Below are 20,453 nucleotides of genomic sequence, written 5' to 3'. Positions count from 1 at the left end.
CTCTGTTCTCCTCTCGGGTAACCGGTTCAGGCGGGCACGGCCAGGCCGCTGACGTCGGCCGCGGCGACGAACTTGTCCGGACGGACGGCCACGGCGCGGACGCCGTACCTGCGCAGCCAGGGCAGCAGGATCTCGTCGAGGTCGACCAGTTCCTCCGGCCCCTGCGTGTAGGCCGTCTTCGGCCGTACGGCGAGGTAGCGGGCGCCGAGCGCGTCCCAGCCGGCCCTCTCCTGCGCCGTCAGCAGGGTCGCCGGGTCGACGTCGTCGCCGAGCAGCACGAAGCCGTCGCCGAGCAGGTCGTCCAGGCGGGCCATCCGGCCGGTGGCGTCGCCGGCGACCGGCTGCGGGACCATCCGGCCGACGATGCTGGCGTCGCCCCGCGGCCCCCTGATCCACCCGCCTTCCAGGACGGGCGGCGCGGAGAGCGGCGGCTCGTACGGCGTGACCGTGTCCTGGGGGACGGCGTTCATCGCGGCCTGCTCCTCCTCGGACAGCTCCTGCTTGATGACCCGTCCGAGCTGGACCGCGAGGCCGGTGTAGAAGGCGGCGTTCGGACGCCGTTCGGCCTCGTAGGTGTCCAGCCAGCTCTCGGGCAGCTCGCCTCTGATCACCCGGGCGAGCTTCCAGCCCAGGTTGTGGGCGTCGCGCATGCCGGACTGCATGCCGGCGCCGGCCCACGGCGGCATCAGGTGGGCCGCGTCCCCGGCCAGGAACACCCGGCCCTGGCGCCAGGCGTCGCACATCCGGACGTGGTGCTTGTAGAAGGCGTGCCGGTGGATCTCGACGTCCTGCTCGGTGACGCCCAGCGCCTTCAGCAGCGGCCAGACCTCGGCGCTGGTCGGGTAGTCCGCGGGGGATTCCTCCGGCTTGAGCGGGATCTCCCACCGGTGGTTGCCGGCGGAGAGCGCGATGTCGACGACCGGCCGCTCCCTGTCCGACCAGAACGTCAGGAAGTCGCGGTCAGGCCACCAGCGCTTGACGCGGCAGTCGATGACCACCCAGGTGACGTCGTTGGTGTCGCCCAGCAGGCGGCAGCCCACCTCGCCGCGGATCGTGCTGGCGCCGCCGTCGGCGGCGATCGCGTACCGGGCGCGGGTGGTGCGCGTGCGGCCGGTCGCGGTGTCCGTGGAGGTGACGGTGACGCCGTCGGCGTCCTGGGCGACGCCGGTGACGTCGGCGCCGTGGTGGACGGTGATGCGGTCGCCGTGCTCCTGGGCGGCCGCGCGCAGCTCGGCCTCCATGGTCGGCTGGTAGATGTTGTAGAAGCGCGCCTTGCGGCCCAGCGTCGAGGGCGGGTGCTCGATCCGCATGATCTCCCGGCCGCCGTAGGTGACCCAGCGCAGGGCCCGCTGGGGGTCGATCTTCTTCTCGATCCGCTCGTCGATGCCGAGGTCCTGGAAGATCCGCATCGTCCAGTCGTTGACGGTCACCGCCCGTGCCCGGGGGTAGATGTCGGTGTCCCGTTCCAGGGCGACGGCGGACACGCCGTACCTGGCGAGGGTGAGCGCGGCGATCACGCCGGTCGGGCCGTACCCGACGATCGCGACGTCCGCGTCGTAGCTGTCGGTCATGCGCTGACTCCGTTCTCGGCCGCCGGTGATCCGATGCGGCACTTTTGGACCAAACGTTCGGTCCAATTGCGTGGAGAGTAACAACGACCTGCGGCGACGTGTCAAGACCTGCTCACGAACCGGTCACTCAGACCGCGGCCGGACCGCTGTTCCGCGGTCCCTAGAATTCGGCTGGTGGAGAAGTCGGCGCAGGAGGCGCACACCGGAAACAGCCGCGGCCGCCGGTCCCGGCAGGAGATCCTCGACGCGGCCGCCCGGGTGATGTCCGTGCGCGGCTACGCCGGGACGTCGATCTCGACGCTCGTGAAGGAGACGGGCCTGCCCAAGAGCGCCTTCTACCACCACTTCGAGTCGAAGGCGGGGCTGCTGTCGGCCGTCATGGCCCAGGGGGCGCGGGGCTTCTTCGAGGCCATGCGCGAGGCCCACCGCGACCCGCCGGCGGGCGGCACCCCCCGCGAACGCCTGGGCTGGTACCTGCGCCGCACCGGCGAGGTCTTCGTGCACCGCGAGGAGTTCCTGCGCCTGCTGCTGGTGCTGGTGATGAGCGAGGAGGCCGCCGAGGCCCCGGAGGCGACGCGGACCGTCGTCGACGTCCGCGGCGAGGGCCGCGACCTCATGCGGCACATGATCCGCTCGTCGTTCGCCGGCGAGGGCGAGGAGGCCGCGGACGCGGTCGCCGACGCCCTCGCCCACTTCGGCATGGCCGGGTTCGACGGCGCCTTCGTCTCGCTCCAGTCCGGGGACGGCAAGCCCATCGCGGAGTTCATGGAGCAGCTCGCCGACGCCCTGGTGGCGATCGGCGAGTCGCTGCTCACCGGCCGCCGGGGCGCGCCCGGCGGCTGACGGTCAGGCGGGCTGCTGCTCGCGCGCGGCGGCGAGCGTGAGGGCGATGTCGACGATCATGTCCTCCTGGCCGCCGACCAGCCGGCGACGGCCGCACTCCATCAGGATGTCGCGCACGTCGACGCCGTACCGCGCGGCGGCGGCCTCCGCGTGCCGCAGGAACGACGAGTAGACGCCGGCGTACCCCAGGGTGAGCGTCTCCCGGTCGACCCGCACCGGACGGTCCTGCAACGGGCGGACGATGTCGTCGGCGGCGTCCTGGAGCTGGAACAGGTCGCACCGGTGCTCGAAGCCCGACAGGTCGGCGACCGCGACGAACGCCTCCAGCGGGCAGTTGCCCGCGCCCGCGCCGTGACCGGCGAGCGACGCGTCGACCCGGTAGACGCCGTTCTCGACCGCGACGACGGAGTTGGCGACCGACAGCGAGAGGTTCTCGTGGGCGTGGATGCCGATCTCGGTCCCGGCGTCGAGCACGTCCCGGTACGCGCGCACCCGCGCGGCCACGTCGTTCATGGTGAGCCGGCCGCCGGAGTCGGTGACGTAGACGCAGTGCGCGCCGTAGGACTCCATGAGCTTGGCCTGCCGGGCCAGCTCCTCGGGCGGGGCCATGTGGGAGAGCATCAGGAACCCGGACACGTCCATGCCGATCTCGCGGGCCGCGGCGATGTGCTGGGCCGAGATGTCGGCCTCGGTGCAGTGCGTGGCGACCCGGACGGACCGCACGCCGAGGTCGTAGGCGCGCTTCAGCTCGTGGACGGTGCCGACTCCCGGCAGCAGCAGCGTGGTCAGGCGGGCGCGCTCCAACACCGACGCGGCCGCCTCGATCCACGCCCAGTCCGTGTGCGAGCCGGGACCGTAGTTCAGCGACCCGCCGGCCAGGCCGTCGCCGTGCGCGACCTCGATCGCGTCGACGCCGGCCCGGTCCAGCGCCGTGACGATGCGCTTGACGTCCTCCAGGCCGATGCGGTGGCGGACGGCGTGCATGCCGTCGCGCAGGGTGACGTCCTGGACGAAGATCGGGATGGTCATCGAAGGCCCGCCTTCCGTGCGGCGATGCGCTCCGCGACCCGCAGGCCGGCGGAGGTCATGATGTCGAGGTTGCCGGCGTAGGCCGGGAGGTAGTGCGCGGCGCCCTCGACCTCGAGGAAGACCGACACCTGGTGGGTGGGCCGCGCCGCGCCGGCCGCCAGCAGCGTCTCCACCGGCTGGTCGGCGGGCACCTCGGTGATCTGCACCTGCTGCTTGAGCCGGTAGCCGGGGACGTAGGCGGCGACGTCGGCGACCATCTTCTCGACCGACCGGCGGATCTCGTCGTGGACGGCCGGGTCCGGCGCCGCGACGAGGCACAGGACGGTGTCCCGCATGATCAGCGGCGGGTCGGCGGGGTTGAGGATGATGATCGCCTTGCCGCGGCGCGCCCCGCCGATCTGCTCGATGGCGGCCGAGGTGGTCTCGGTGAACTCGTCGATGTTGGCCCGGGTGCCCGGCCCGGCCGACTTCGAGGCGATGGACGCGACGATCTCGGCGTACTCGACCGGCGCCACCCGGCTGACGGCGGCGACGATCGGGATCGTGGCCTGGCCGCCGCAGGTGACCATGTTCACGTCGGGGGCGTCGAGATGCTCGTCGAGGTTGACGGCCGGGACGACGTAGGGGCCGATCGCCGCCGGGGTCAGGTCGATCAGCCGCCTGCCGAGCGGGAGCAGCTTGGCGGCGTTCACCTCGTGCGCCTTGGCCGAGGTGGCGTCGAAGACGATGCCGATCTCGTCGAAGCCCGGCAGCGCGATCAGCCCGTCGACGCCCTCGGACGTCGTCGGCACGCCCATCCGGGCGGCGCGGGCCAGACCGTCGGAGGCCGGGTCGATGCCGACCATGGCGCCCATCTCCAGGTGGCGCGAGCCGCGCAACACCTTGATCATCAGGTCGGTGCCGATGTTGCCCGAGCCGATGATCGCGACCTTCGTCCTGCTCATGCTGCTGCTCCTTCGGTGAAGCGGACCGTCACCGTGCCGAGGCCGGACAGGGTGGCGGTGACGGTGTCGCCGGCCGCGACCGGCCGCATGGGGCCGAGCGCGCCGGACAGGACGACCTGGCCCGCGCGCAGCGGCTCGCCGAGGTCGCGGGCCATGCGGGCGAGCCACACGACCGCCTCGATCGGGTCGCCCAGGCAGGCCGCGCCGGTGCCGGTGGAGACCTCCTCGCCGCCGATGCTCATCGACATGGCGACGTCCACGGGGTCGAACTCGTCGAGGGTGCGGCGTTCCGTCCCGAGGACGTAGGCGCCGGCGGAGGCGTTGTCGGCGACCGTGTCGCCGAAGGAGATGTCCCAGCCGGCGATCCGGCTGCCGCAGATCTCCAGCGCGGCGACGGCGTACTCGATCGCGGCGCGGACCTGGGGGGCGTCGAGCGGGCCGTCGTCCAGGTCGGCGCCGAGCACGAACGCGATCTCCGCCTCGGCCCGCGGCTGGAGGATCCGGCCGACCGGGATCGCGTCGCCGTCGGCGTAGGCCATGTCATCGAACAGCACGCCCAGGTCGGGCTGGTCGACGCCGAGCTGGCGCTGCACCGCCTCCGACGTCAGGCCGATCTTGCGTCCGGTGATCCGCGCGCCGGCGGCCAGCCGGGAGGCGGCCAGCGCGGCCTGGACGGCGTACGCCGCGGCCAGGTCGTCGCGGCCGATCAGATCCCGCACGGGGGCGCACGGCACGCCGGACGCGGCGGCGCCGGCCAGCCGCCCGGCCGCGGCGGCGATGTCGGACGGGCTCGCGGCGGCGGGCCCGTTGGTTTCGTTCATCCCCCCACTGTGCAGGCAGGATGCCGTCCCAACCAGCACATCGTCTCGTTCAGCGATACGCTGTGCGGGTGACCGATCGGGCGGATCTCGACACCGTGCTGGGCAAGGCGGTGACGATCCTGCGTGCCTTCCGGCCCGACGACCGGGTCGTCAGCCTCGCCGAGCTGGTGCGGCGCACCGGCCTGCACAAGGCGACCGTCCACCGGCTGTCGGGCGATCTGGTTTCCAACCGCCTGCTCGACCGCGCCGACGGCGGCTACCGGCTCAGCCGCGGCCTGTTCGAGCTGGGCATGCTCGCCTCGCTGGAACGCAGCCTGCTCGAACTGGCGATGCCGTTCCTGCAGGACCTCTACGAACGCACCCACGAGACCGTGCACCTCGGCGTGCGCGAGGGGCACGACGTCGTCTACGTCGCCAAGATCGGCGGCCACCGCCAGGCCAGGGCGCCCTCGCGCACCGGCGGCCGGATGCCGCTCCACTGCACCGCGATCGGCAAGGCGCTGCTCGCCTACGCCGGGCCCGACCTGCGGCGCGAGGTGCTGACCGGGCCGCTGGAACGGCGTACGCCGCACACCGTCGTCGTGCCGAGCATCCTGCGCGGCCAGTTGCGGCGCGTCACGGAGACCGGGGTCGCGTTCGAGGCCGAGGAGTCGGCCGTCGGGCTGGTGTGCGTCGCCGCGCCGGTGCTGGGGCGCGGCGACGAGCCGCTGGCCGCGATCAGCGTGGCCGGCCCCACCGGCCGGTTCCGGCCCGAGGGGCACGTGGCCGCGGTACGCGCGGCGGCGGCCGCGCTCGGCAGCACGCTCACCCGGCGCGACCTCCTGAGGTGAGGCGACGGCCCGGCCGGAGGTGAACCGGCGGCACAGAGCGCGCGACCTCCTCCGTCTACCGGTGGCCGAGAGGGCGCGACTTCCTCCGGTCTACCGGTGGCCGAGAGGGCGCGACTTCCTCCGGTCAACCGGTGGCCGAGAGGGCGCGGCTGATCGCGTCGGCCGCGGCGGTGAGCGCGGTGACGAGGGGTTTGATCTCCTTCGGGGAGTAGCGGACGCTGGGCATCGAGATCGACAGCGCCGCGCCGGTCGCGCCGTCGCGGCCCTTCACCGGGCATCCCAGCGCGACCACGCCCCGCTCGGTGCGCTCCAGGTTGAGCGCGACGCCGCTGTGCCGTACGGACCGCAGGTCCCGCCGCAGCCGCGCCAGGTCGGGCAGCTCCTCGGCCGGATCGGCCCGGTCGTCGGGGGCGTAGAGCTGCGCCAGCTCCTCGTCCGAGAGGGCCGCCAGCGCCACCAGGCCGCCGGTGGCCTGGTGGGCCGGGAAGACCATGCCTTCACGGCTGCCCACCCGCAGGGCCTGCCCGCACTCGACCGAGGCGATGAAGCGCACGTTGCGCCCGGTGCGGATGCTGAGGTTCACCGTCTCGTCGATCCGGTCGACCAGCGCCCGCATCTCGCCGAGCGCCGCCGCCCGCAGCGCGCCGACGTCGGACTGCGCGCGCTCGGCCAGCGCGAGGACGGGGCCCACCCGGTAGCTGCGGTCGTCGTTCTGCACCGCGAAATCGCGGTACACCAGCGCGGTCAGCAGCCGGTGGGCCGTGGAGCGGGCCACGCCGAGCCGATCGGCGGCGGCCGAGACGGTGATCACCCCGTCGAGCTGGAGGATCTGCGCGAGCCGCAGGGCATGGTCGACGCTGCTGGGCGCGTAGGCCGGCGGCGTCTTCATGGGCTTGGCCATGGAACCGATCCTGGCACATCAATTCCGCTGTGCAGAATCCTCTTTTCCAGCCCGGTCGCCTGCGCGGATAGTCGGGGCCATGCCCCACGTGAACGCCGGCGGCTCGCCGGTCAAGATCGCCGCCGTGGACCGGCCGGACCAGCCCTCGCTCAGCCCCGAGCTGGAAGACCTCTACCGAGGCTTCGAGAAGGCGCTGCTCGTCCCGTTGTGGACGGAGATCGGCGACCTGATGCCGCCGCACCCGCGCTCCACCGCGCAGCCGCACCGGTGGGAGTGGGGCACGCTGCTCGACCTCGCCGGCCGCGCCGGTGAGCTGGTCCCGGTCGGCCGCGGCGGCGAGCGCCGGGCGATCGCGCTGGCCAACCCCAGCCTGGGCGGCAAGCCGTACGCGACGCCGACCCTGTGGGCCGCGATCCAGTACCTGATGCCGGGCGAGAACGCCCCCGAGCACCGGCACAGCCAGAACGCCTTCCGCTTCGTCGTCGAGGGCGAGGGCGTGTGGACCGTGGTCGAGCGCGACCCGGTGCCGATGCGCCGCGGCGACTTCCTCCCCCAGCCCGGCCTGCACTGGCACGCCCACCACAACGCGGCCGACACGCCCATGGCCTGGATCGACGGCCTCGACATCCCCTTCCAGTACGGCGTCGAGGCGCAGTTCTTCGACTTCGGCCGGGACACCCTCACCGAGGAGGAGCACGCCACCCCCGACCGTTCGCGCGCCGAACGGCTCTGGGGGCACCCCGGCCTGGCCCCGGTCTCCCAGCTCCGCCGGCACGAGGGCACGCCGTTGCTCTGCTACCGCTGGACCGACACCGACGCCGCGCTGGCCGACCAGCTCGCGCTGGAGCGGGAGGGGCACGCGGGCCCGGTCGAGCCCGGCCACGCCCTGGTCCGCTACATCGACCCGACGACCGCCGGCGACGTGCTCCCGACGATCCGGGCGCAGTTCCACCGGATCACGACGGGCGTGCAGACCGCGCCGTACCGGGAGACCGGCTCGTCGGTCTACCAGGTCTTCGACGGGTCCGGCCAGGTCACCGTCGGCGACCGGTCCTGGCGGGTGAGCCGCGGCGACCTGTTCGTCGTGCCGTCCTGGCAGCCGCTGTCGATCCGCTCGGAGGCGTCGGCCTCCGACTCCGACTCCGGCGCGCTGGACCTGTTCCAGTTCAGCGACGCCCCGATCTTCACCAGGCTCGGCCTGTACCGCAGCCACACCGAGGAGAACAGCCGATGAAGCTCGCCACCGTCCGCCTGGACGACCACCGCACCGCCGCCGTCCGCGTCGAGGGCGACGAGCTCGTCGAGGTGGGCCGGACCGACGTCGGCGCGGTGCTGGCCGCGCCCGGCGGCCTGGACGCCGCCGCGACGGCCGACGGCCCGCGTCACCCGCTCGCCGGAGCCGACCTCGCCCCGGTCGTGCCGCGGCCGGGCAAGGTCGTCTGCGTGGGGCTGAACTACCAGAACCACATCAAGGAGATGGGCCGCGACCTGCCGGAGTACCCGACGCTGTTCGCCAAGTTCGCCGACACGCTGATCGGCGCCGCGGACGACATCCGGCGTCCGGCGGAGACCGACCAGTTCGACTGGGAGGCCGAGCTCGCCGTGGTCATCGGCCGGCCGGTGCGGCGGGCGGACGAGGAGCGGGCGGTCGCCGCGATCGCCGGGTTCACCGTGCTCAACGACGTCACCTGCCGGGACTGGCAGTTCCGGACCCGGGAATGGCTGCAGGGCAAGAACTGGGACTCCACCACCCCGATCGGCCCGTTCCTGGTCACCGCGGACGAGACCGGCCCGCGGCCGGCGCTCGACGTCCGGTGCGAGGTGGACGGCCGGGTGATGCAGTCGGACAACACCGGCGACCTGCTCTTCGACCCGGTCCACCTGGTCCGCTACGTCTCGACGATGGTCCGGCTCAACCCTGGCGACGTGATCGCGACCGGCACGCCGGGCGGCGTCGGCCACGCGCGCAAGCCGCCGGTCTTCCTGCGCGGCGGTGAGCTCGTCGTGACCGAGATCGAGGGGCTGGGCAGGCTGGAGAACCGCGTCGTCACCGAGGGCGCGTGATGGCCCGCGACCTGGCCACCACGCTCGCGTGGGTGGAGACGGGCACCGGCCTGTGCGCGTCGGCGATCGCCGGTCTGTCCGAGCGGGAGTACGACGCCCCGTCGGCCCTGCCCGGCTGGACGCGCAAGCACGTCGTGGCGCACCTGGCGGCGAACGCCGAGGCGATCGGCAACCTGGTCCGCTGGGCGCGCACCGGCGAGCCGGCCCCGATGTACGCCTCGCCGCAGGCGCGCGCCGCCGGGATCGAGCGGGGCGCCCTGCTGGACGCCGGCGAGCTGGCCCGGTGGTTCACCGAGTCGGCCGCGACCCTGGCCACCGCCATGGCGGCACTGCCCGAGGAGGCGTGGCGGGCCGAGGTGGTGACCGCGCAGGGACGGACCGTCCCGGCGAGCGAGATCCCCTGGATGCGCAGCCGGGAGGTCATGGTGCACGCGGTGGACCTGGCCACCGGGCTCACCTTCGCCGACCTTCCCGACGGCTTCCTGCGGGAGCTGCGGGAGGACATCCGCGCCAAGCGCGGGCCCGGCGCGGCGCCCGACGTCGAGGGGTCGCTGCCCGACGTGACCGCCTACCTGGCCGGACGCCCGGCGTCCGGGGTGACGGCCGCCGGCGGCGGACGCCCGCCGACCCTGCCTCCGTGGCTGTGACGAGAACTGCGTGGCCGTGGCGAGAACTCCGTGGCTGTGGCGAGAACTCCGTGGCTGTGACGAGAAGGAAGATCCTATGGGCACCCTCCCCTCCACCCGTGCCGACGTGATCGTCGTCGGGGGCGGCATCGGCGGTCTGTCCGCCGCCCTCGCCCTGGTCCGCCAGGGCCTGCGGGTCCGGGTGTACGAGCAGGCCTCGGCGTTCGGCGAGGTCGGCGCCGGCCTGCAGCTCGCCCCGAACTGCACCCGCATCCTGGACCGTTACGGCCTGCTGGCCGAGGCGTCCGCGCTCGGCGTGCTGCCCGAGAGCATGGTCATGAAGGACGCCCTGGACGCCGCCGAGCTGACCCGGCTCGACCTGCGCGACGTCGAGCGCCGCTACGGCTACCCCTACCTGGTGATCCACCGCAGCGACCTGCACGGCATCCTGCTGCGCGCCTGCGAGCGGGCGGGCGTCGAGCTGCTCACCGACGCCCGCTGCACCTGGTACGAGAACGTCGAGGGCGGCGCCCGCGTGCGGTTCGCCGACGGCGTCGTGGACGAGGCGGACGCGGTGATCGCCGCCGACGGACTGCACTCGATCGCCCGCGAACTGCTGGTCCACGACGAGCCGGTGAGCTCCGGATATGTCGCCTACCGCTGCGCGGTGCCGTTCGAGCAGGTCGCCGGCAACGACGTGCACGACATGGACGTCGTCGTGTACGTCGGACCGCGCTGCCACTTCGTGCAGTACCCGCTGCGGGGCGCGGAGACGTTCAACCAGGTGGCCGTGTTCGAGTCGCCGAAGGCGCTGGCCGGCGAGGACGACTGGGGCACCCCCGACGAGCTGGACGCGGCGTTCGCGGGAACCTGCGACCAGGTCCAGCAGGGCCTGCCGCTGATGTGGCGGGACCGGTGGTGGCGGATGTTCGACCGCGACCCGATCATGACCTGGGTGACCGGGCGGATCGCGCTGCTCGGCGACGCCGCGCACCCGCCGCTGCAGTACATGGCGCAGGGCGCGATCATGGCGATCGAGGACGGCTGGGTGCTCGGCGAGCACGTCGCCGCCCAGCGCGCCGAGGGCCGCCCGGCGGTGGACTGGGACCGGGCGCTGGCCGCCTACGAGGCGGTGCGGCCCGAGCACTGCCGCCGGGTGGTCGGCACGGCGCGGGCGTGGGGCGCGTTGTGGCACCTGGAGGGTGTCCGGAGACTGCAGCGCAACGCCCTGCTGCGGGAGCGCGACGTCCACGACTACGCGTTCGTGGACTGGATCTTCGGCCCGACGGCCCTGACCCCCGACGACGAGCCGGAGATGTTCCGCCCGATCCCCCTGGACTCCGCCTCCTTGTGACCCTCCCCCGGCACGCCCGCGCACCGCGCTCGACGCGGGAGCGCGGCCGTGCGGGATGAGCATGCTCTGTCCCCCGTGCGAGCTACCGGGGAATGTCCACCGTGCGGTGACGATCAAGGCGCCGGCCGCTCCGTAACGTTGCGGGGCGGCCACGGCGTTCCGCCGGCCCTTTTCCCGCTCGTACCCGCCGTGCGCATCGCCTTCGCGGCGGCCGGCCCATTGGAGGACTTCATGCTCGCCAAGATCAGGACACCCCTTGCCGCCGCGCTGTGCTGCGTCGGTCTCGGGGCGGGGGTGGCCGGCTGCGACGGCGACGCGATGGAGAAGTGGGATCCCTTCGCCGCCTCCACCTCCGCCGCGCCGACGTCCGGGGCCGCTCCGATCTCCGGCACCCAGAAGATCACCGTGGCGGGACGGTCGGTGAACGTGTCCTGCTCGGGCGAGCCGGTCGAGGGCGGCCCGGTCGTCGTCCTGATGCACGGCGGCGGCGACGGGCTGGACAAGATGGCGTCCCTGCAGAAGACGTTGAGCGGCAAGCACCGGGTCTGCTCCTACGACCGGCTCGGCGCGGGCGCGAGCGACCAGCCGGACGGCCCGCAGGACCTCGCCGGCAGCGGCCGCATCCTGACCGGCGTGCTGGACCGCGTCGCCGGGAAGGCCCCGGTCGTCCTGGCCGGTCACTCGCTGGGCGGGCTGATCGCCGCCCGGTACGCCCCCGACCACCAGGACAGGGTCAAGGGGCTGGTCCTGCTGGACGCCACCCCGCCCACCATGATGAGCGACATCGAGAAGGCGATCCCGAAGTCCGCCAAGGGCCCGGCCGCCGAGCTGCGCGCGCAGAACCTGGCGATCTTCCAGGGGCAGAACCCGGAGAAGCTGGTCATCGCCGACGGCGAGGTCCGCTCCGCCGGTGACATCCCGGTCGAGGTCGTCCGGCACGGCAAGCCGTACCTGGAGGCGCTGCCCGAGTACGGGCCGCGCCTGGAGCGGGCGTGGGCGGCCGGCCAGCGCAAGTGGCTGGCGCTGTCGGGCCGCAGCAGGCTGAGCACGGCCGCGGGCAGCGGGCACTACATCTACGTCGACGAGCCCGGCGTCGCCGTCCAGGCCGTCGAGCGCGTCGCCGGGGAGGCGCGGGGCCGGTGATCCGGCCGGTCGCGGGGATCTGGCAGAAGGCTGGATCAGGGTTGATCAGGTTGCAGGACCTCGCCGACGAGGGGCCCGTCTTCGACCTGCGCATCAGGGCCGCCCACCGGGGCCGCGGCCTCGGCGGTCGGGCGGTGCGCCGGCTGACCGGCCACCTGTTCACCGAGCTGCCGGGGATCACCCGGATCGAGGGCACCACCCGGCAGGACAGCCTGGCCATGCGTGCCGTCCTCCGCGGCGCGGGCTTCGTGAAGGAGGCGCACTACCGCCGGGCCTGGCCGGGACGCGACGGACGACTGTACGACTCGGTCGGCTACGCGATCCTGCGCTCGGACTGGGAGACCGGCGAGGTCACGCCGGTGGCCTGGGGGGACGAACCCCGCCCCTGACCGTCACGGTCGCCGGGAGAGGCCACCGTCGTGATCGCCGAACGAGCGGCGGTAGGCGGCGGGCGTGGTGTGCACCAGGGAGTGGAAACGCCTGCGGAGGTTGGCGGCCGAGGACAGGCCGACCCTGGCCGCGATCGTCTCCACGGGGAGGTCGGTCTCCTCCAGCAGGGCTCGCGCCGCCGTGACGCGCTGCTGGAGCAGCCATCGGCCGGGGCTGACGCCGAGCTGCCCGGCGAACCTGCGGGCGAGGGTCCGCGGGGAGACCCCGGCCCGTGCGGCGAGGTCGTCGAGGGTGAGCGGTTCGTGCAGCCGTTCGGCGGCCCAGTCGAGGAGCGGCGCCAGCGACTCCGGCCGTCGGTCCGTGGGCGGCGCGGTGCTGTACTGGAGCTGGCCGCCCTCGCGGTGCGGCGGCATGACCATGTGGCGGGCGATGTGCGCGGCGTAGGCCGCGCCGTGGTCGGCGCGGGCCAGGTGCAGGCACAGGTCGATGCCGGCGGCGGTGCCGGCGCTGGTGGCGAGGTCGCCCAGGTCGATGTAGAGCGTGTCGGGTTCGACCTGTACGCCGGGAAAGCGGTCCGCGAGCTCGGCGGCGAGCCGCCAGTGGGTGGTCGCCCTGCGGCGATCGAGCAGTCCGGTCTCGGCGAGCAGGAAGGCTCCCGAGCAGATCGCGACGATCCGGGCGCCTCGCCGGTGTGCCCGCCGGATCGCGTCGACCACGGCGGGCGGCGCCGGGTCGTCGCGGCGGTGCCATCCGGGGATCACCACCGTGTCGGCGGCCTCCAGCGCCGACAGGCCCGCGCCCACCGCCATGTCGTACCCGGCCAGGGTCGGCACGGCGCCCGGACGTTCGGCGCACACCTGGAACGTGTAGCGGGCGGGCAGCCCCGGCCGGCGCACGCCGAAGACCTCCGCCGCGCACGCCAGCTCGAACGTGGACTGCGGCGGCAGGACCAGCGCCACCACTCGCTGAACGGTCATGGCAGGAAAATACCGCCACGCGTCAATCCAGACACTGGGCGGGGACGGCGTCCGCCACGACGATGGGGTCATGACGCAAGATGCGAACGACGTCCAGATCCTGCACGTCGACGAGGTGGAGGCGGTCGAGGTCGTCCCCGGGATCGTCCGGCGGCGGCTGCCCGCCACCGACCGGGCCCGCGGCTGGATGTACGACTTCGCCCCGGGCGCCGAATGGCCCGAGGCGGACGTGCACGACGGCGAGGAACGCTACTACGTGATCTCCGGCGAGTTCATCGACCGGGGGCGGCGGCTCGGGCCGGGCAGTTACGTCGTGTTCGCGCCGGGCAGCACGCACCGACCGCGCACCGAGACGGGCGCCCGCATGCTGGGCATCAGCATCCTCACCCCGTAGGGACGCCGCAGGCCGGGGACCGGCGGGCGGCGTCAGTCGCGCGGGCGGCGGACGCGGGGGACGGGCTGGCCGCGGCGGGCGGCCTCGGCCTCCAGCCGCTTCCTCAGCAGCCTGCCCTGGCCGAGGAACGAGCGGCTGCGCTCCCGGCGGCTCCCCGCCAGGCTCCAGTCGTTGAGCGCCCGCTCGACCCGCACGCTCAGCCGGTCCCCCACGCCGGTGGCCCGCCCGACCAGCACGACGTTCTCCTGCCACTCCATGGCCGGGCCGTGCCGGTGGAAGGTCAGGCACACCGGTCCGCCGGCCGCCTGGACGCCCGCGGGCAGCCGCAGGTCGAAGCCCGCCTCCGTCCGTACGGCCGAGCGGGTGCGCACGGCCAGCGGCATGCCGTCGGCCACCATGGTGACGACGGGCTCGCCCAGGCGGGCGGCGCGGGCGGCGAACGGCCGCCAGTCCGCCGGCGGGGCCGACCGGCTCGGCAGCCGGGGGCCGGTGGGGGCGGGGTCGGAGGCGGGCACGGCGACGTCCGGGGGGCCGATCCAGATCTCCGGCGTCCTGGACAGGTCGCCCTCGGGCCACCAGACGATCCGCTCGGGGGTGACCTCCACCCAGATGCGGGCGAAGTACCAGCCCAGCCGTCTCACCAGGAACCACGGCATCCCGGCGAACCCGGCGCCGGTCTTGGCCAGGGACTCGCGGACGTACCGGTCGGTGCCGGCCTGCAGGTCCGCGTCGCGCACGGTCGCCCGGCCCTGCACCAGGACGACGGGCTCCCGGTCCGGGCCGCCCTGCGCGCCGGAGCACAGCAGCGCGACGCGCGGGTCCCGGCGGGCGCGCTCGGCCTTGTCCGGGTAGGTGAGCCCGGTGCTGACGTCCAGCGTGCCGCCCGCCCCGGCGTACGGCGTGACGGGCCAGGTGACGGGGCGGCCGTCGCGGGTGAGCGAGGCGTACTCGCAGACCAGGGCGCGGCCGAAGACCTCGGCCGCCAGGCGCGGCGAGAGGGCCGGTGCGGATGCGGTCATCACGGCTCCAGGATCAGGTCGGCGGGGGTGGTGCCGTACAGGCGGGTGAAGCGCCGCCGGTAGGCCGGCCACCAGAACAGGCGGAACATCAGCCGGGCCACGACCGGCAGGTCCGCGTACGACGCCGCGAGCAGGCGGGCGTCGGCGCCGGAGGCGAGCCAGCCGAGGATGACGGGGACCCGGCGGCGGCCGAAGTCGTCCATCGCCTGCCGCCGGTCGGCCTCGACGTCGCCGGGGGTGAGGTGGGCGAGCATGAGCGGCACGGCGACCCGCTCCTCGTGGTCGAGGTGCTCGTTGACGAGCTCGTGCAGCCGCCGCAGGACGGGCGCGCGCCCGGCCAGGGGCGCCCCGCGGTCGGCGGCGGCCTCGATCAGCGGGTCCAGCAGGGAGTGCTCGGACTCCAGCTCGGCCAGCGCGTCCGCCGCCCGCGGGGCGCGGAGGGTGAGCTTGGGCCACAGGGTGGCGTCCTCGTGCGCGTGGTGGGCGTGCAGCATGTCCAGCACGAGCGCGAGCTGCTCCTCCAGCAGCTCCTCGTGCGCGTCGTCACGCGGGTCGCCGCACGCCTCGGCCAGGCGGCCGAACTCGGCGCGGAAACCGGCGTGCATCATCAGGAAGCCGGTCAGGTGTTCTGGTGTGATCATCAGTCTGTTCCCTCACGTGTCGGGAACAGCGTGCGCGCCGGGCCTCTACGTGCACTTGGCGAGGGCTTGGCGGGCCCTTGTCAGCCAGTAGGCCGCCCCCGCCCGCTCAAGCTGGCGCACCGCCTCGCTCAGGTGGGCCCGCGCCCCCTCGCGGTCGCCGAGCGCCAGCAGCGCCTCGCCCAGGTGGCCGTCGTACGCGCCGTCGACGGTGGTGCAGGCGCCGTTCACGTGCAGCAGCCCGGCGAACGGACGGAACGCGTCGTAGACCTCCCGGACGACGTCCAGCTCGCCGAGCCGGATCGCCGCGTGCAGCCGGCACATGGCGGCCATCGCCCAGTGGTAGTCGCGCGGCGGCATGGGCGTCTCGCGCAGGATCCGCCGGGCGCGCTCGGGCTCGCCCAGCTCCGCCAGCGCGTACGCCAGGGCGTAGGCGGGCCCGGCCAGGCCGGTGTGCCGGGCCATCTCCTCGATCCAGGCCGCCTCCTCGCCCAGGCGCTCCTCCTGGATGATCGTCTCGGCCCGTCCGGCGAGCATGCTGAGCTCGAAGTAGGCCAGGTCGGCGAACGACAACGTCGCCCTGACGGGCTCGAAGTGCCGGGCCGGGCCGGGGACGCCCTGGAACAGGTCGAGCCCCACGTGCGTCACCGCGGCCTGGAGCGCCAGCGTGGGATTGTGCAGGTCGCTCAGCAGCGTGCCGATCTCCGCCAGCAGGTCGCGGGCCTGCGCCACCCTGCCGTGCTCCACGTGGTGGGCGACGAGGTGGAGCTGCGCGATCACCCTGAGCTGGGGCGACAGGTCCGGCTCGGCCAGCAGGCGGCGGGCGGTCCCGGCGCGCTCCTCGACGAAGTCCTGCCCCTGCAGGGCGATGAGCCGCAGGTGCAGGACGCGCCGCAGCAGGGCGGGGTCGTCCAGGCGCTCGGCCGCCGCCACGGCCCGCGCGGAGACCGCGCCGACCTCGTCCTCGCGGCCGGTCTGGGCGAGCACGACGGCCCTGACGGCCTGCGCCGTCGCCCAGGCGGGGGTGGACGGCGGCAGCCCGCGCGCGGCCCGGTCCGCCGCGTCGCGTACGGCGGCCACGTCGACGCCGTACCGGAAGGGCACCCAGATGCCGTGGCCCATCGCGATGTCGGCGGCTCTGACCGCTTTGTCCAGGTCGTCGCCGGACAGGGCGAGCGCCTGCTCGACCGCCTCGTAGCCCTCGTCGAACCGGCCGGCGGCGTAACGGCTCTCCGCCAGCCCGACGGCCAGCTCGAACCGCTCGGCCGCGCTCGCGCCGGCCGGCTCGGCGGCCGCCAGCGCCTCCTGCCAGGACACGGCCGCGTCGTCGGGCGCGTGCCGGCGCAGGGCCGCCCGCGCGGCGCGGGCCGCGTAGTCCATCGCCATGCGGGCGGGCTCCGCGCCCAGCTCCGCCGCCGCCAGCCAGTGCCGCGCGATCACCGCCGCGCGGTCGTCGCGAACGTCGCGGTCGCCGTGCACGGCGGTGAGTGCGGCCGCCACCTGCTCGTGCACCCGCGCCCGCCACAGCCGCGACCGGCGCGACAACAGCGCGTCGGTCACCAGGGCGTGCGCGAACTCGTAGCCGCCCAGCCGGTAGGCCGACTCCCGGACCAGCCCCGCGCCGAGCGCCGCGTCGAGCGACGGCAGCAGGTCGCCGACCGTGCCGCCGGCGACCCGGGCCAGGACGACCGCCTCGAACTCGTCGCCCATCACGGCGGCCAGCTCCAGCACGCGGGCCGCCTCCTCCCCCAGGCCCGCCACCCGGTGCAGCACGACGTCCAGGACGCCCTGCGGCAGCCCGCCGCCCGCCCTTGCCAGCTCGGCGAGGAAGAACGGGTTCCCGGCGGTGCGCCGGCGCAGCTCCTCGGCCCCGTGGCCGCCCGGATCGCGGCCGGACATCTCCTTGACCAGCGCGCGGACCTCCTCGGCGGCCAGCCCGTCCAGCCCGAGCCGGCGCGCGCCGAGCCGGGACAGCGCCGACAGCGTGGCGGTGAGCGCCGACGCCTCGTGCCGCCGGAACGTCGCCACCAGCAGCAGGCCCGGCCGGGCGGTGGCGGCCACGTGGACCAGCAGCCGCAGCGTGGCGTCGTCGGCGGCGTGCAGGTCCTCCAGCACGACGACCGCCGGGCCGACCGCGGCCAGGAACGCGCCGACGGCCTCGAAGAACCGCAGCCGCGCCCCCTGCGCGTCGGAGGCCGGGACCGCCTCCGGGCCGCCCGACAGGAACGTGCCCACCTCGCCGGGCAGGGCGGCCTGCGGGGCCGCGGCGGCGAGGTCGAGCAGGACGCGTTCCCATGGCCACAGGGCGGGCGCGGTCTCGTGGTCGGGGCTGGCCCCCCAGCCGACCGGCACGCCGGCGGTCGCGCGGAACCGCCTCAGCAGGCTCGTCTTGCCGACGCCCGGCTCGCCGTCCACCAGCACGACCTGCCCGGCGGCGGACGCCGCCGCGGCCGCCTCGGTCAGGAACGCGAGCGCGCTCTCCCGGCCGACGAACACGTGCCGGTCCGGCGCGGGCTCGCCCGCACCGGGCGCCGCCGGGCGCACCGGCGTGGGCGACGGCGCTCCAGGCGGCGGTCCCGGCGGCGTTCCTGGCGGCGTTCCTGGCGGGGCGGGCGGCGTTGACGGCGGCGCGGTGGCGAGCGGCGTTGACGGCGGCGGCGGGGTGGCGGGCGGCGGGGTGGCGGGACGGGCAGGTGGTAACAGTGCGGCGTCCTGGCGGAGCACCGCGGCTTCGAGCGCGCGCAGCCGCGGGCCCGGGTCTATGCCCAGTTCCCCGGCGAGCAGGGCGCGCACCCCGCGCATGCATTCCAGGGCCGCCGCCTGCCGACCGGCGCGGTAGTGGGCCAGCACCAGCAGTTCCCAGGCGCGCTCCCGCAGCGGGTGCTCGCGGACGAACGGGTCGAGCCGCGCGACCACGTCCGTGTGGCGGTCCAGTTCCAGCAGGGCCGCGGCGAGCGCCTCCACCGTGTCCAGCCGCACCTGCTCCAGGCGGCCGATCTCCGGTTGCGCCCACTCCTGCGCGCGCACGTCCGCGTACGGGTCGCCGCGCCACAGGCCGAGCGCCTCGGCGAGGTCGGCCGCCGCCTGCTCGTGCCGTCCCGCGGCCAGGTGGGCGGAACCGGCCGACACGAGCGTGCCGAACTCGGTCGTGTCCAGGACGAGCCCGCCGGTCATCAGGCCGTAGCCGTCGGCGGCGCTGACCAGGACGGCCGGGGTCGCGCCCGGCCGCCGGTCGGGCTCCAGCCGGCGGCGCAGGTTGGAGACGTACACCTGCAGGCTTCCCTGGACGCTCGGCGGCGGGTCGCCGGCCCACAGCCGGTCGGCCAGCAGGTCGGCGGGGAGCACGCGGCCGGCGTGCATCGCGAGGAGGGCGAGCAGGGCCCGTTGCTTGGGCGGCCCGACCGGTACGGCCTGCCCGGCCACGACGAGTTCCATGGGCCCGAGGACGTTCAGCCGCACGCGCCCATGCTAGGGGCCGCCTTTCAACCGGTCCAGACGCGACATTCACGACGCCACCCGGCCCGCCCGACCCACCCCGCCGCGCCCGGGCCAGCCTGCACGCCTTGCCGCCCCCGGACCCGGCACGACTTGCAGGCCCTGGGCGGGCCCCGACGGCACCGGGACCGGTTCAGGCGGGAGTGGGGCGGTCGAGGGTGGTGAGTTTGGCCGGGTCGACGATGATGTGGATGCCGGTGATCCGGCCGCCGGCGACGGTGAAGGCGATGGCGGACAGCGGGGTGCCGTCGGCGCGCCAGGACAGGTGACCCGGGAGCCCGTCGACCAGCACCGGCCGCTGCCCGGCGACCTCGCCGGAGAACATGCGGGCTCCGGCGGCGACGGCGGTCGCGCCGAGGGTGACGACCACGCCGCCGGGGGTGTCCACGGTCAGCTTCACGTCCGGGTCGAGGACCCGCAGGAGCGCCTCGAAGTCGCCGCCGAGCGCGGCGGCGCGGAAGGCGTCCACGGCCTCCCGGTGCTCGCGGCCGGGGCCCGCCGCCCGGTCCGTGAACCGGACCTTGCGGCGGGCGCGGCTGGCGATCATCTTGGCGGCGTCGGCGGACCTGCCCAGGATGTGGCCGATCTCCTGGAACGGGACCGCGAACAGGTCGTGCAGGACGAACGCCAGCCGCTCGCTCGGGGTGAGCGAGTCCAGCACCACGAGAAGGGCGAGGCCGACCGAGTCGGCCAGCGCCGCCTGCTCGTCCGGCGCGGGCTCGTCGTCGGGCGTCACCAGGAGGTCCGTGAAGTCCTGCCCGTACGCCGTCTCGGGATGGCTCTGGCGGGATCGCAGCAGGTCCAGGCTGAGGCGGCCGACCACGGTGGTCAGCCAGCCCGCCAGGTTGCCGATGGCCGTCACGTCCTGGCGGACCAGCCGCATCCAGGCTTCCTGGACCACGTCCTCGGCGTCGGCGTGCGAGCCCAGCACGCGGTAGGCGACGGCGCGCAGCCGATCGCGCTGGGCCTCGAACGCCTCGGCCACCGGGCCGGACGGGTGCACGTTCACGGCCTGCGCTGCTGACGGAGCGAGATCCGGTTGCCGTCCGGATCCACCGCCTCGACGCGGACGCCGAACGGATAGTCCACGGGCTCGGACTCCCTGAAGGTGACACCCCGCCCGCGCATGACCTCGAAGTCCTTGCGCAGGTCGTCGGACTCCAGGATCAGCGGGCCCGGCGCGCCGCTCCCGCCCGCGTCGCCCGGCTGTCCGGCGGCCGGCGCGTAGGACCACAGGAGGATCTGGACCGGGCTCCCCGGCACGCCGACGGTGAGGAAGCGGCCCTCGGGCCCCCGGACGTCGATGCGCTTCTCCAGGCCGAGCCCCGCGGTGTAGAACTCCAGCGCGCGGTCCTGGTCGGTGACGTAGACCGTCGTGTACATGATGGTGGTCAGCATCCTGCTCTCGATTCAC

Annotated in this window: 20 protein-coding genes; 9 read left to right on the top strand and 11 right to left on the bottom strand. The window is 74.6% G+C overall.

Annotated elements, in window-relative coordinates; genetic code table 11:
• Window positions 1–26: 26 nt before the first annotated feature.
• Window positions 27–1,571: a bifunctional 3-(3-hydroxy-phenyl)propionate/3-hydroxycinnamic acid hydroxylase gene (locus ACIBQ8_RS33375; RefSeq protein WP_397193904.1), complete on the bottom strand. Its 1,545-nt coding sequence runs from the start codon at window positions 1,569–1,571 to the stop codon at window positions 27–29.
• A gap of 174 nt (window positions 1,572–1,745) precedes the next feature.
• Between ACIBQ8_RS33375 and ACIBQ8_RS33370 the strand changes: the two genes are divergently transcribed.
• The gene (locus tag ACIBQ8_RS33370; protein ID WP_397193903.1) at window positions 1,746–2,414 is read left to right on the top strand and encodes a TetR/AcrR family transcriptional regulator; all 669 of its coding nucleotides are present in this window, start codon (window positions 1,746–1,748) and stop codon (window positions 2,412–2,414) included.
• Window positions 2,415–2,417: 3 nt separating this feature from the next.
• On the opposite strand, the gene dmpG is transcribed toward ACIBQ8_RS33370, so the two are convergent.
• The 3 genes from dmpG to ACIBQ8_RS33355 are packed head-to-tail and all read right to left on the bottom strand — an operon-like array spanning window position 2,418 to window position 5,208.
• Entirely contained in the window at window positions 2,418–3,443 is a 1,026-nt protein-coding gene (gene dmpG, locus ACIBQ8_RS33365) for a 4-hydroxy-2-oxovalerate aldolase (protein ID WP_397178251.1), read from the bottom strand.
• Window positions 3,440–4,387 carry an acetaldehyde dehydrogenase (acetylating) gene (locus ACIBQ8_RS33360; RefSeq protein WP_397193902.1) on the bottom strand — a complete coding sequence of 316 codons (948 nt, stop codon included), beginning with the start codon at window positions 4,385–4,387 and terminating at the stop codon, window positions 3,440–3,442. The genes dmpG and ACIBQ8_RS33360 overlap by 4 nt, the downstream gene beginning before the upstream one ends.
• Window positions 4,384–5,208, bottom strand: coding sequence for a 2-keto-4-pentenoate hydratase (locus tag ACIBQ8_RS33355; RefSeq protein WP_397193901.1), 825 nt, complete (start codon window positions 5,206–5,208; stop codon window positions 4,384–4,386). Before ACIBQ8_RS33355 ends, ACIBQ8_RS33360 begins: the two co-directional genes overlap by 4 nt.
• Window positions 5,209–5,276: 68 nt before the next feature.
• On the opposite strand from ACIBQ8_RS33355, the gene ACIBQ8_RS33350 reads away from it, so the two are divergent.
• Complete coding sequence (locus tag ACIBQ8_RS33350) at window positions 5,277–6,038, top strand: IclR family transcriptional regulator (protein WP_397178254.1); 762 nt, start codon at window positions 5,277–5,279, stop codon at window positions 6,036–6,038.
• A gap of 124 nt (window positions 6,039–6,162) precedes the next feature.
• On the opposite strand, the gene ACIBQ8_RS33345 is transcribed toward ACIBQ8_RS33350, so the two are convergent.
• A complete protein-coding gene (locus tag ACIBQ8_RS33345) occupies window positions 6,163–6,939 on the bottom strand; it encodes an IclR family transcriptional regulator (RefSeq protein WP_397178255.1) in 777 nt (258 codons plus the stop codon).
• 79 nt (window positions 6,940–7,018) lie between these two features.
• Here ACIBQ8_RS33345 and ACIBQ8_RS33340 point away from each other — a divergent pair, with 79 nt between their 5' ends.
• From ACIBQ8_RS33340 to ACIBQ8_RS33315, 6 genes are all read left to right on the top strand, one after another.
• Window positions 7,019–8,173, top strand: coding sequence for a cupin domain-containing protein (locus tag ACIBQ8_RS33340; RefSeq protein ID WP_397193900.1), 1,155 nt, complete (start codon window positions 7,019–7,021; stop codon window positions 8,171–8,173).
• Window positions 8,170–9,003 (top strand): fumarylacetoacetate hydrolase family protein, encoded by an 834-nt coding sequence (locus ACIBQ8_RS33335; RefSeq protein ID WP_397193899.1) that lies wholly within the window; start codon window positions 8,170–8,172, stop codon window positions 9,001–9,003. The genes ACIBQ8_RS33340 and ACIBQ8_RS33335 overlap by 4 nt, the downstream gene beginning before the upstream one ends.
• Window positions 9,003–9,650: a maleylpyruvate isomerase family mycothiol-dependent enzyme gene (locus tag ACIBQ8_RS33330; RefSeq protein WP_397193952.1), complete on the top strand. Its 648-nt coding sequence runs from the start codon at window positions 9,003–9,005 to the stop codon at window positions 9,648–9,650. Before ACIBQ8_RS33335 ends, ACIBQ8_RS33330 begins: the two co-directional genes overlap by 1 nt.
• 76 nt (window positions 9,651–9,726) lie before the next feature.
• Window positions 9,727–10,983 carry an FAD-dependent monooxygenase gene (locus ACIBQ8_RS33325; RefSeq protein WP_397178258.1) on the top strand — a complete coding sequence of 419 codons (1,257 nt, stop codon included), beginning with the start codon at window positions 9,727–9,729 and terminating at the stop codon, window positions 10,981–10,983.
• A gap of 189 nt (window positions 10,984–11,172) precedes the next feature.
• Window positions 11,173–12,126: an alpha/beta fold hydrolase gene (locus tag ACIBQ8_RS33320; protein ID WP_397193898.1), complete on the top strand. Its 954-nt coding sequence runs from the start codon at window positions 11,173–11,175 to the stop codon at window positions 12,124–12,126.
• Window positions 12,127–12,167: 41 nt separating this feature from the next.
• A complete protein-coding gene (locus tag ACIBQ8_RS33315; RefSeq protein WP_397193897.1) occupies window positions 12,168–12,515 on the top strand; it encodes a GNAT family N-acetyltransferase in 348 nt (115 codons plus the stop codon).
• A 3-nt stretch (window positions 12,516–12,518) separates the two neighbouring features.
• Here ACIBQ8_RS33315 and ACIBQ8_RS33310 read toward each other — a convergent pair whose 3' ends face one another.
• Entirely contained in the window at window positions 12,519–13,493 is a 975-nt protein-coding gene (locus ACIBQ8_RS33310; RefSeq protein ID WP_397193896.1) for a helix-turn-helix domain-containing protein, read from the bottom strand.
• Window positions 13,494–13,563: 70 nt separating this feature from the next.
• On the opposite strand from ACIBQ8_RS33310, the gene ACIBQ8_RS33305 reads away from it, so the two are divergent.
• Window positions 13,564–13,887: a cupin domain-containing protein gene (locus ACIBQ8_RS33305; RefSeq protein WP_397178262.1), complete on the top strand. Its 324-nt coding sequence runs from the start codon at window positions 13,564–13,566 to the stop codon at window positions 13,885–13,887.
• Between the two features lie 32 nt (window positions 13,888–13,919).
• Here ACIBQ8_RS33305 and ACIBQ8_RS33300 read toward each other — a convergent pair whose 3' ends face one another.
• The 5 genes from ACIBQ8_RS33300 to ACIBQ8_RS33280 form a co-directional block, all read right to left on the bottom strand.
• The gene (locus ACIBQ8_RS33300; protein ID WP_397193895.1) at window positions 13,920–14,906 is read right to left on the bottom strand and encodes a hypothetical protein; all 987 of its coding nucleotides are present in this window, start codon (window positions 14,904–14,906) and stop codon (window positions 13,920–13,922) included.
• Window positions 14,906–15,547, bottom strand: coding sequence for a hemerythrin domain-containing protein (locus ACIBQ8_RS33295; protein WP_397193894.1), 642 nt, complete (start codon window positions 15,545–15,547; stop codon window positions 14,906–14,908). Before ACIBQ8_RS33295 ends, ACIBQ8_RS33300 begins: the two co-directional genes overlap by 1 nt.
• Before the next feature lie 45 nt (window positions 15,548–15,592).
• Complete coding sequence (locus tag ACIBQ8_RS33290) at window positions 15,593–19,003, bottom strand: BTAD domain-containing putative transcriptional regulator (RefSeq protein WP_397193893.1); 3,411 nt, start codon at window positions 19,001–19,003, stop codon at window positions 15,593–15,595.
• A gap of 169 nt (window positions 19,004–19,172) precedes the next feature.
• Entirely contained in the window at window positions 19,173–20,048 is an 876-nt protein-coding gene (locus ACIBQ8_RS33285; protein ID WP_397193892.1) for a sigma-70 family RNA polymerase sigma factor, read from the bottom strand.
• Window positions 20,045–20,437, bottom strand: a complete 393-nt coding sequence (locus tag ACIBQ8_RS33280; protein WP_397178267.1) for a VOC family protein — start codon at window positions 20,435–20,437, stop codon at window positions 20,045–20,047. The genes ACIBQ8_RS33285 and ACIBQ8_RS33280 overlap by 4 nt, the downstream gene beginning before the upstream one ends.
• Window positions 20,438–20,453 lie beyond the last annotated feature (16 nt).

Source organism: Nonomuraea sp. NPDC049646 (assembly GCF_044465525.1).
Taxonomy (GTDB): domain Bacteria; phylum Actinomycetota; class Actinomycetes; order Streptosporangiales; family Streptosporangiaceae; genus Nonomuraea.
The sequence above is the reverse complement of the archived record's forward strand: the minus strand, read 5'-3'. Positions and strand labels throughout refer to the sequence as shown.

What these genes read in the sequence shown, in the direction of transcription:
- dmpG (WP_397178251.1), bottom strand. Translation starts at nt 3,443, where the DNA reads ATGACCATCCCGATCTTCGTCCAGGACGTCACCCTGCGCGACGGCATG.
- ACIBQ8_RS33335 (WP_397193899.1), top strand. Translation starts at nt 8,170, where the DNA reads ATGAAGCTCGCCACCGTCCGCCTGGACGACCACCGCACCGCCGCCGTC.
- ACIBQ8_RS33375 (WP_397193904.1), bottom strand. Translation starts at nt 1,571, where the DNA reads ATGACCGACAGCTACGACGCGGACGTCGCGATCGTCGGGTACGGCCCG.
- ACIBQ8_RS33300 (WP_397193895.1), bottom strand. Translation starts at nt 14,906, where the DNA reads ATGACCGCATCCGCACCGGCCCTCTCGCCGCGCCTGGCGGCCGAGGTC.
- ACIBQ8_RS33345 (WP_397178255.1), bottom strand. Translation starts at nt 6,939, where the DNA reads ATGGCCAAGCCCATGAAGACGCCGCCGGCCTACGCGCCCAGCAGCGTC.
- ACIBQ8_RS33305 (WP_397178262.1), top strand. Translation starts at nt 13,564, where the DNA reads ATGACGCAAGATGCGAACGACGTCCAGATCCTGCACGTCGACGAGGTG.
- ACIBQ8_RS33310 (WP_397193896.1), bottom strand. Translation starts at nt 13,493, where the DNA reads ATGACCGTTCAGCGAGTGGTGGCGCTGGTCCTGCCGCCGCAGTCCACG.
- ACIBQ8_RS33325 (WP_397178258.1), top strand. Translation starts at nt 9,727, where the DNA reads ATGGGCACCCTCCCCTCCACCCGTGCCGACGTGATCGTCGTCGGGGGC.
- ACIBQ8_RS33330 (WP_397193952.1), top strand. Translation starts at nt 9,003, where the DNA reads ATGGCCCGCGACCTGGCCACCACGCTCGCGTGGGTGGAGACGGGCACC.
- ACIBQ8_RS33295 (WP_397193894.1), bottom strand. Translation starts at nt 15,547, where the DNA reads ATGATCACACCAGAACACCTGACCGGCTTCCTGATGATGCACGCCGGT.
- ACIBQ8_RS33280 (WP_397178267.1), bottom strand. Translation starts at nt 20,437, where the DNA reads ATGCTGACCACCATCATGTACACGACGGTCTACGTCACCGACCAGGAC.
- ACIBQ8_RS33360 (WP_397193902.1), bottom strand. Translation starts at nt 4,387, where the DNA reads ATGAGCAGGACGAAGGTCGCGATCATCGGCTCGGGCAACATCGGCACC.
- ACIBQ8_RS33355 (WP_397193901.1), bottom strand. Translation starts at nt 5,208, where the DNA reads ATGAACGAAACCAACGGGCCCGCCGCCGCGAGCCCGTCCGACATCGCC.
- ACIBQ8_RS33340 (WP_397193900.1), top strand. Translation starts at nt 7,019, where the DNA reads ATGCCCCACGTGAACGCCGGCGGCTCGCCGGTCAAGATCGCCGCCGTG.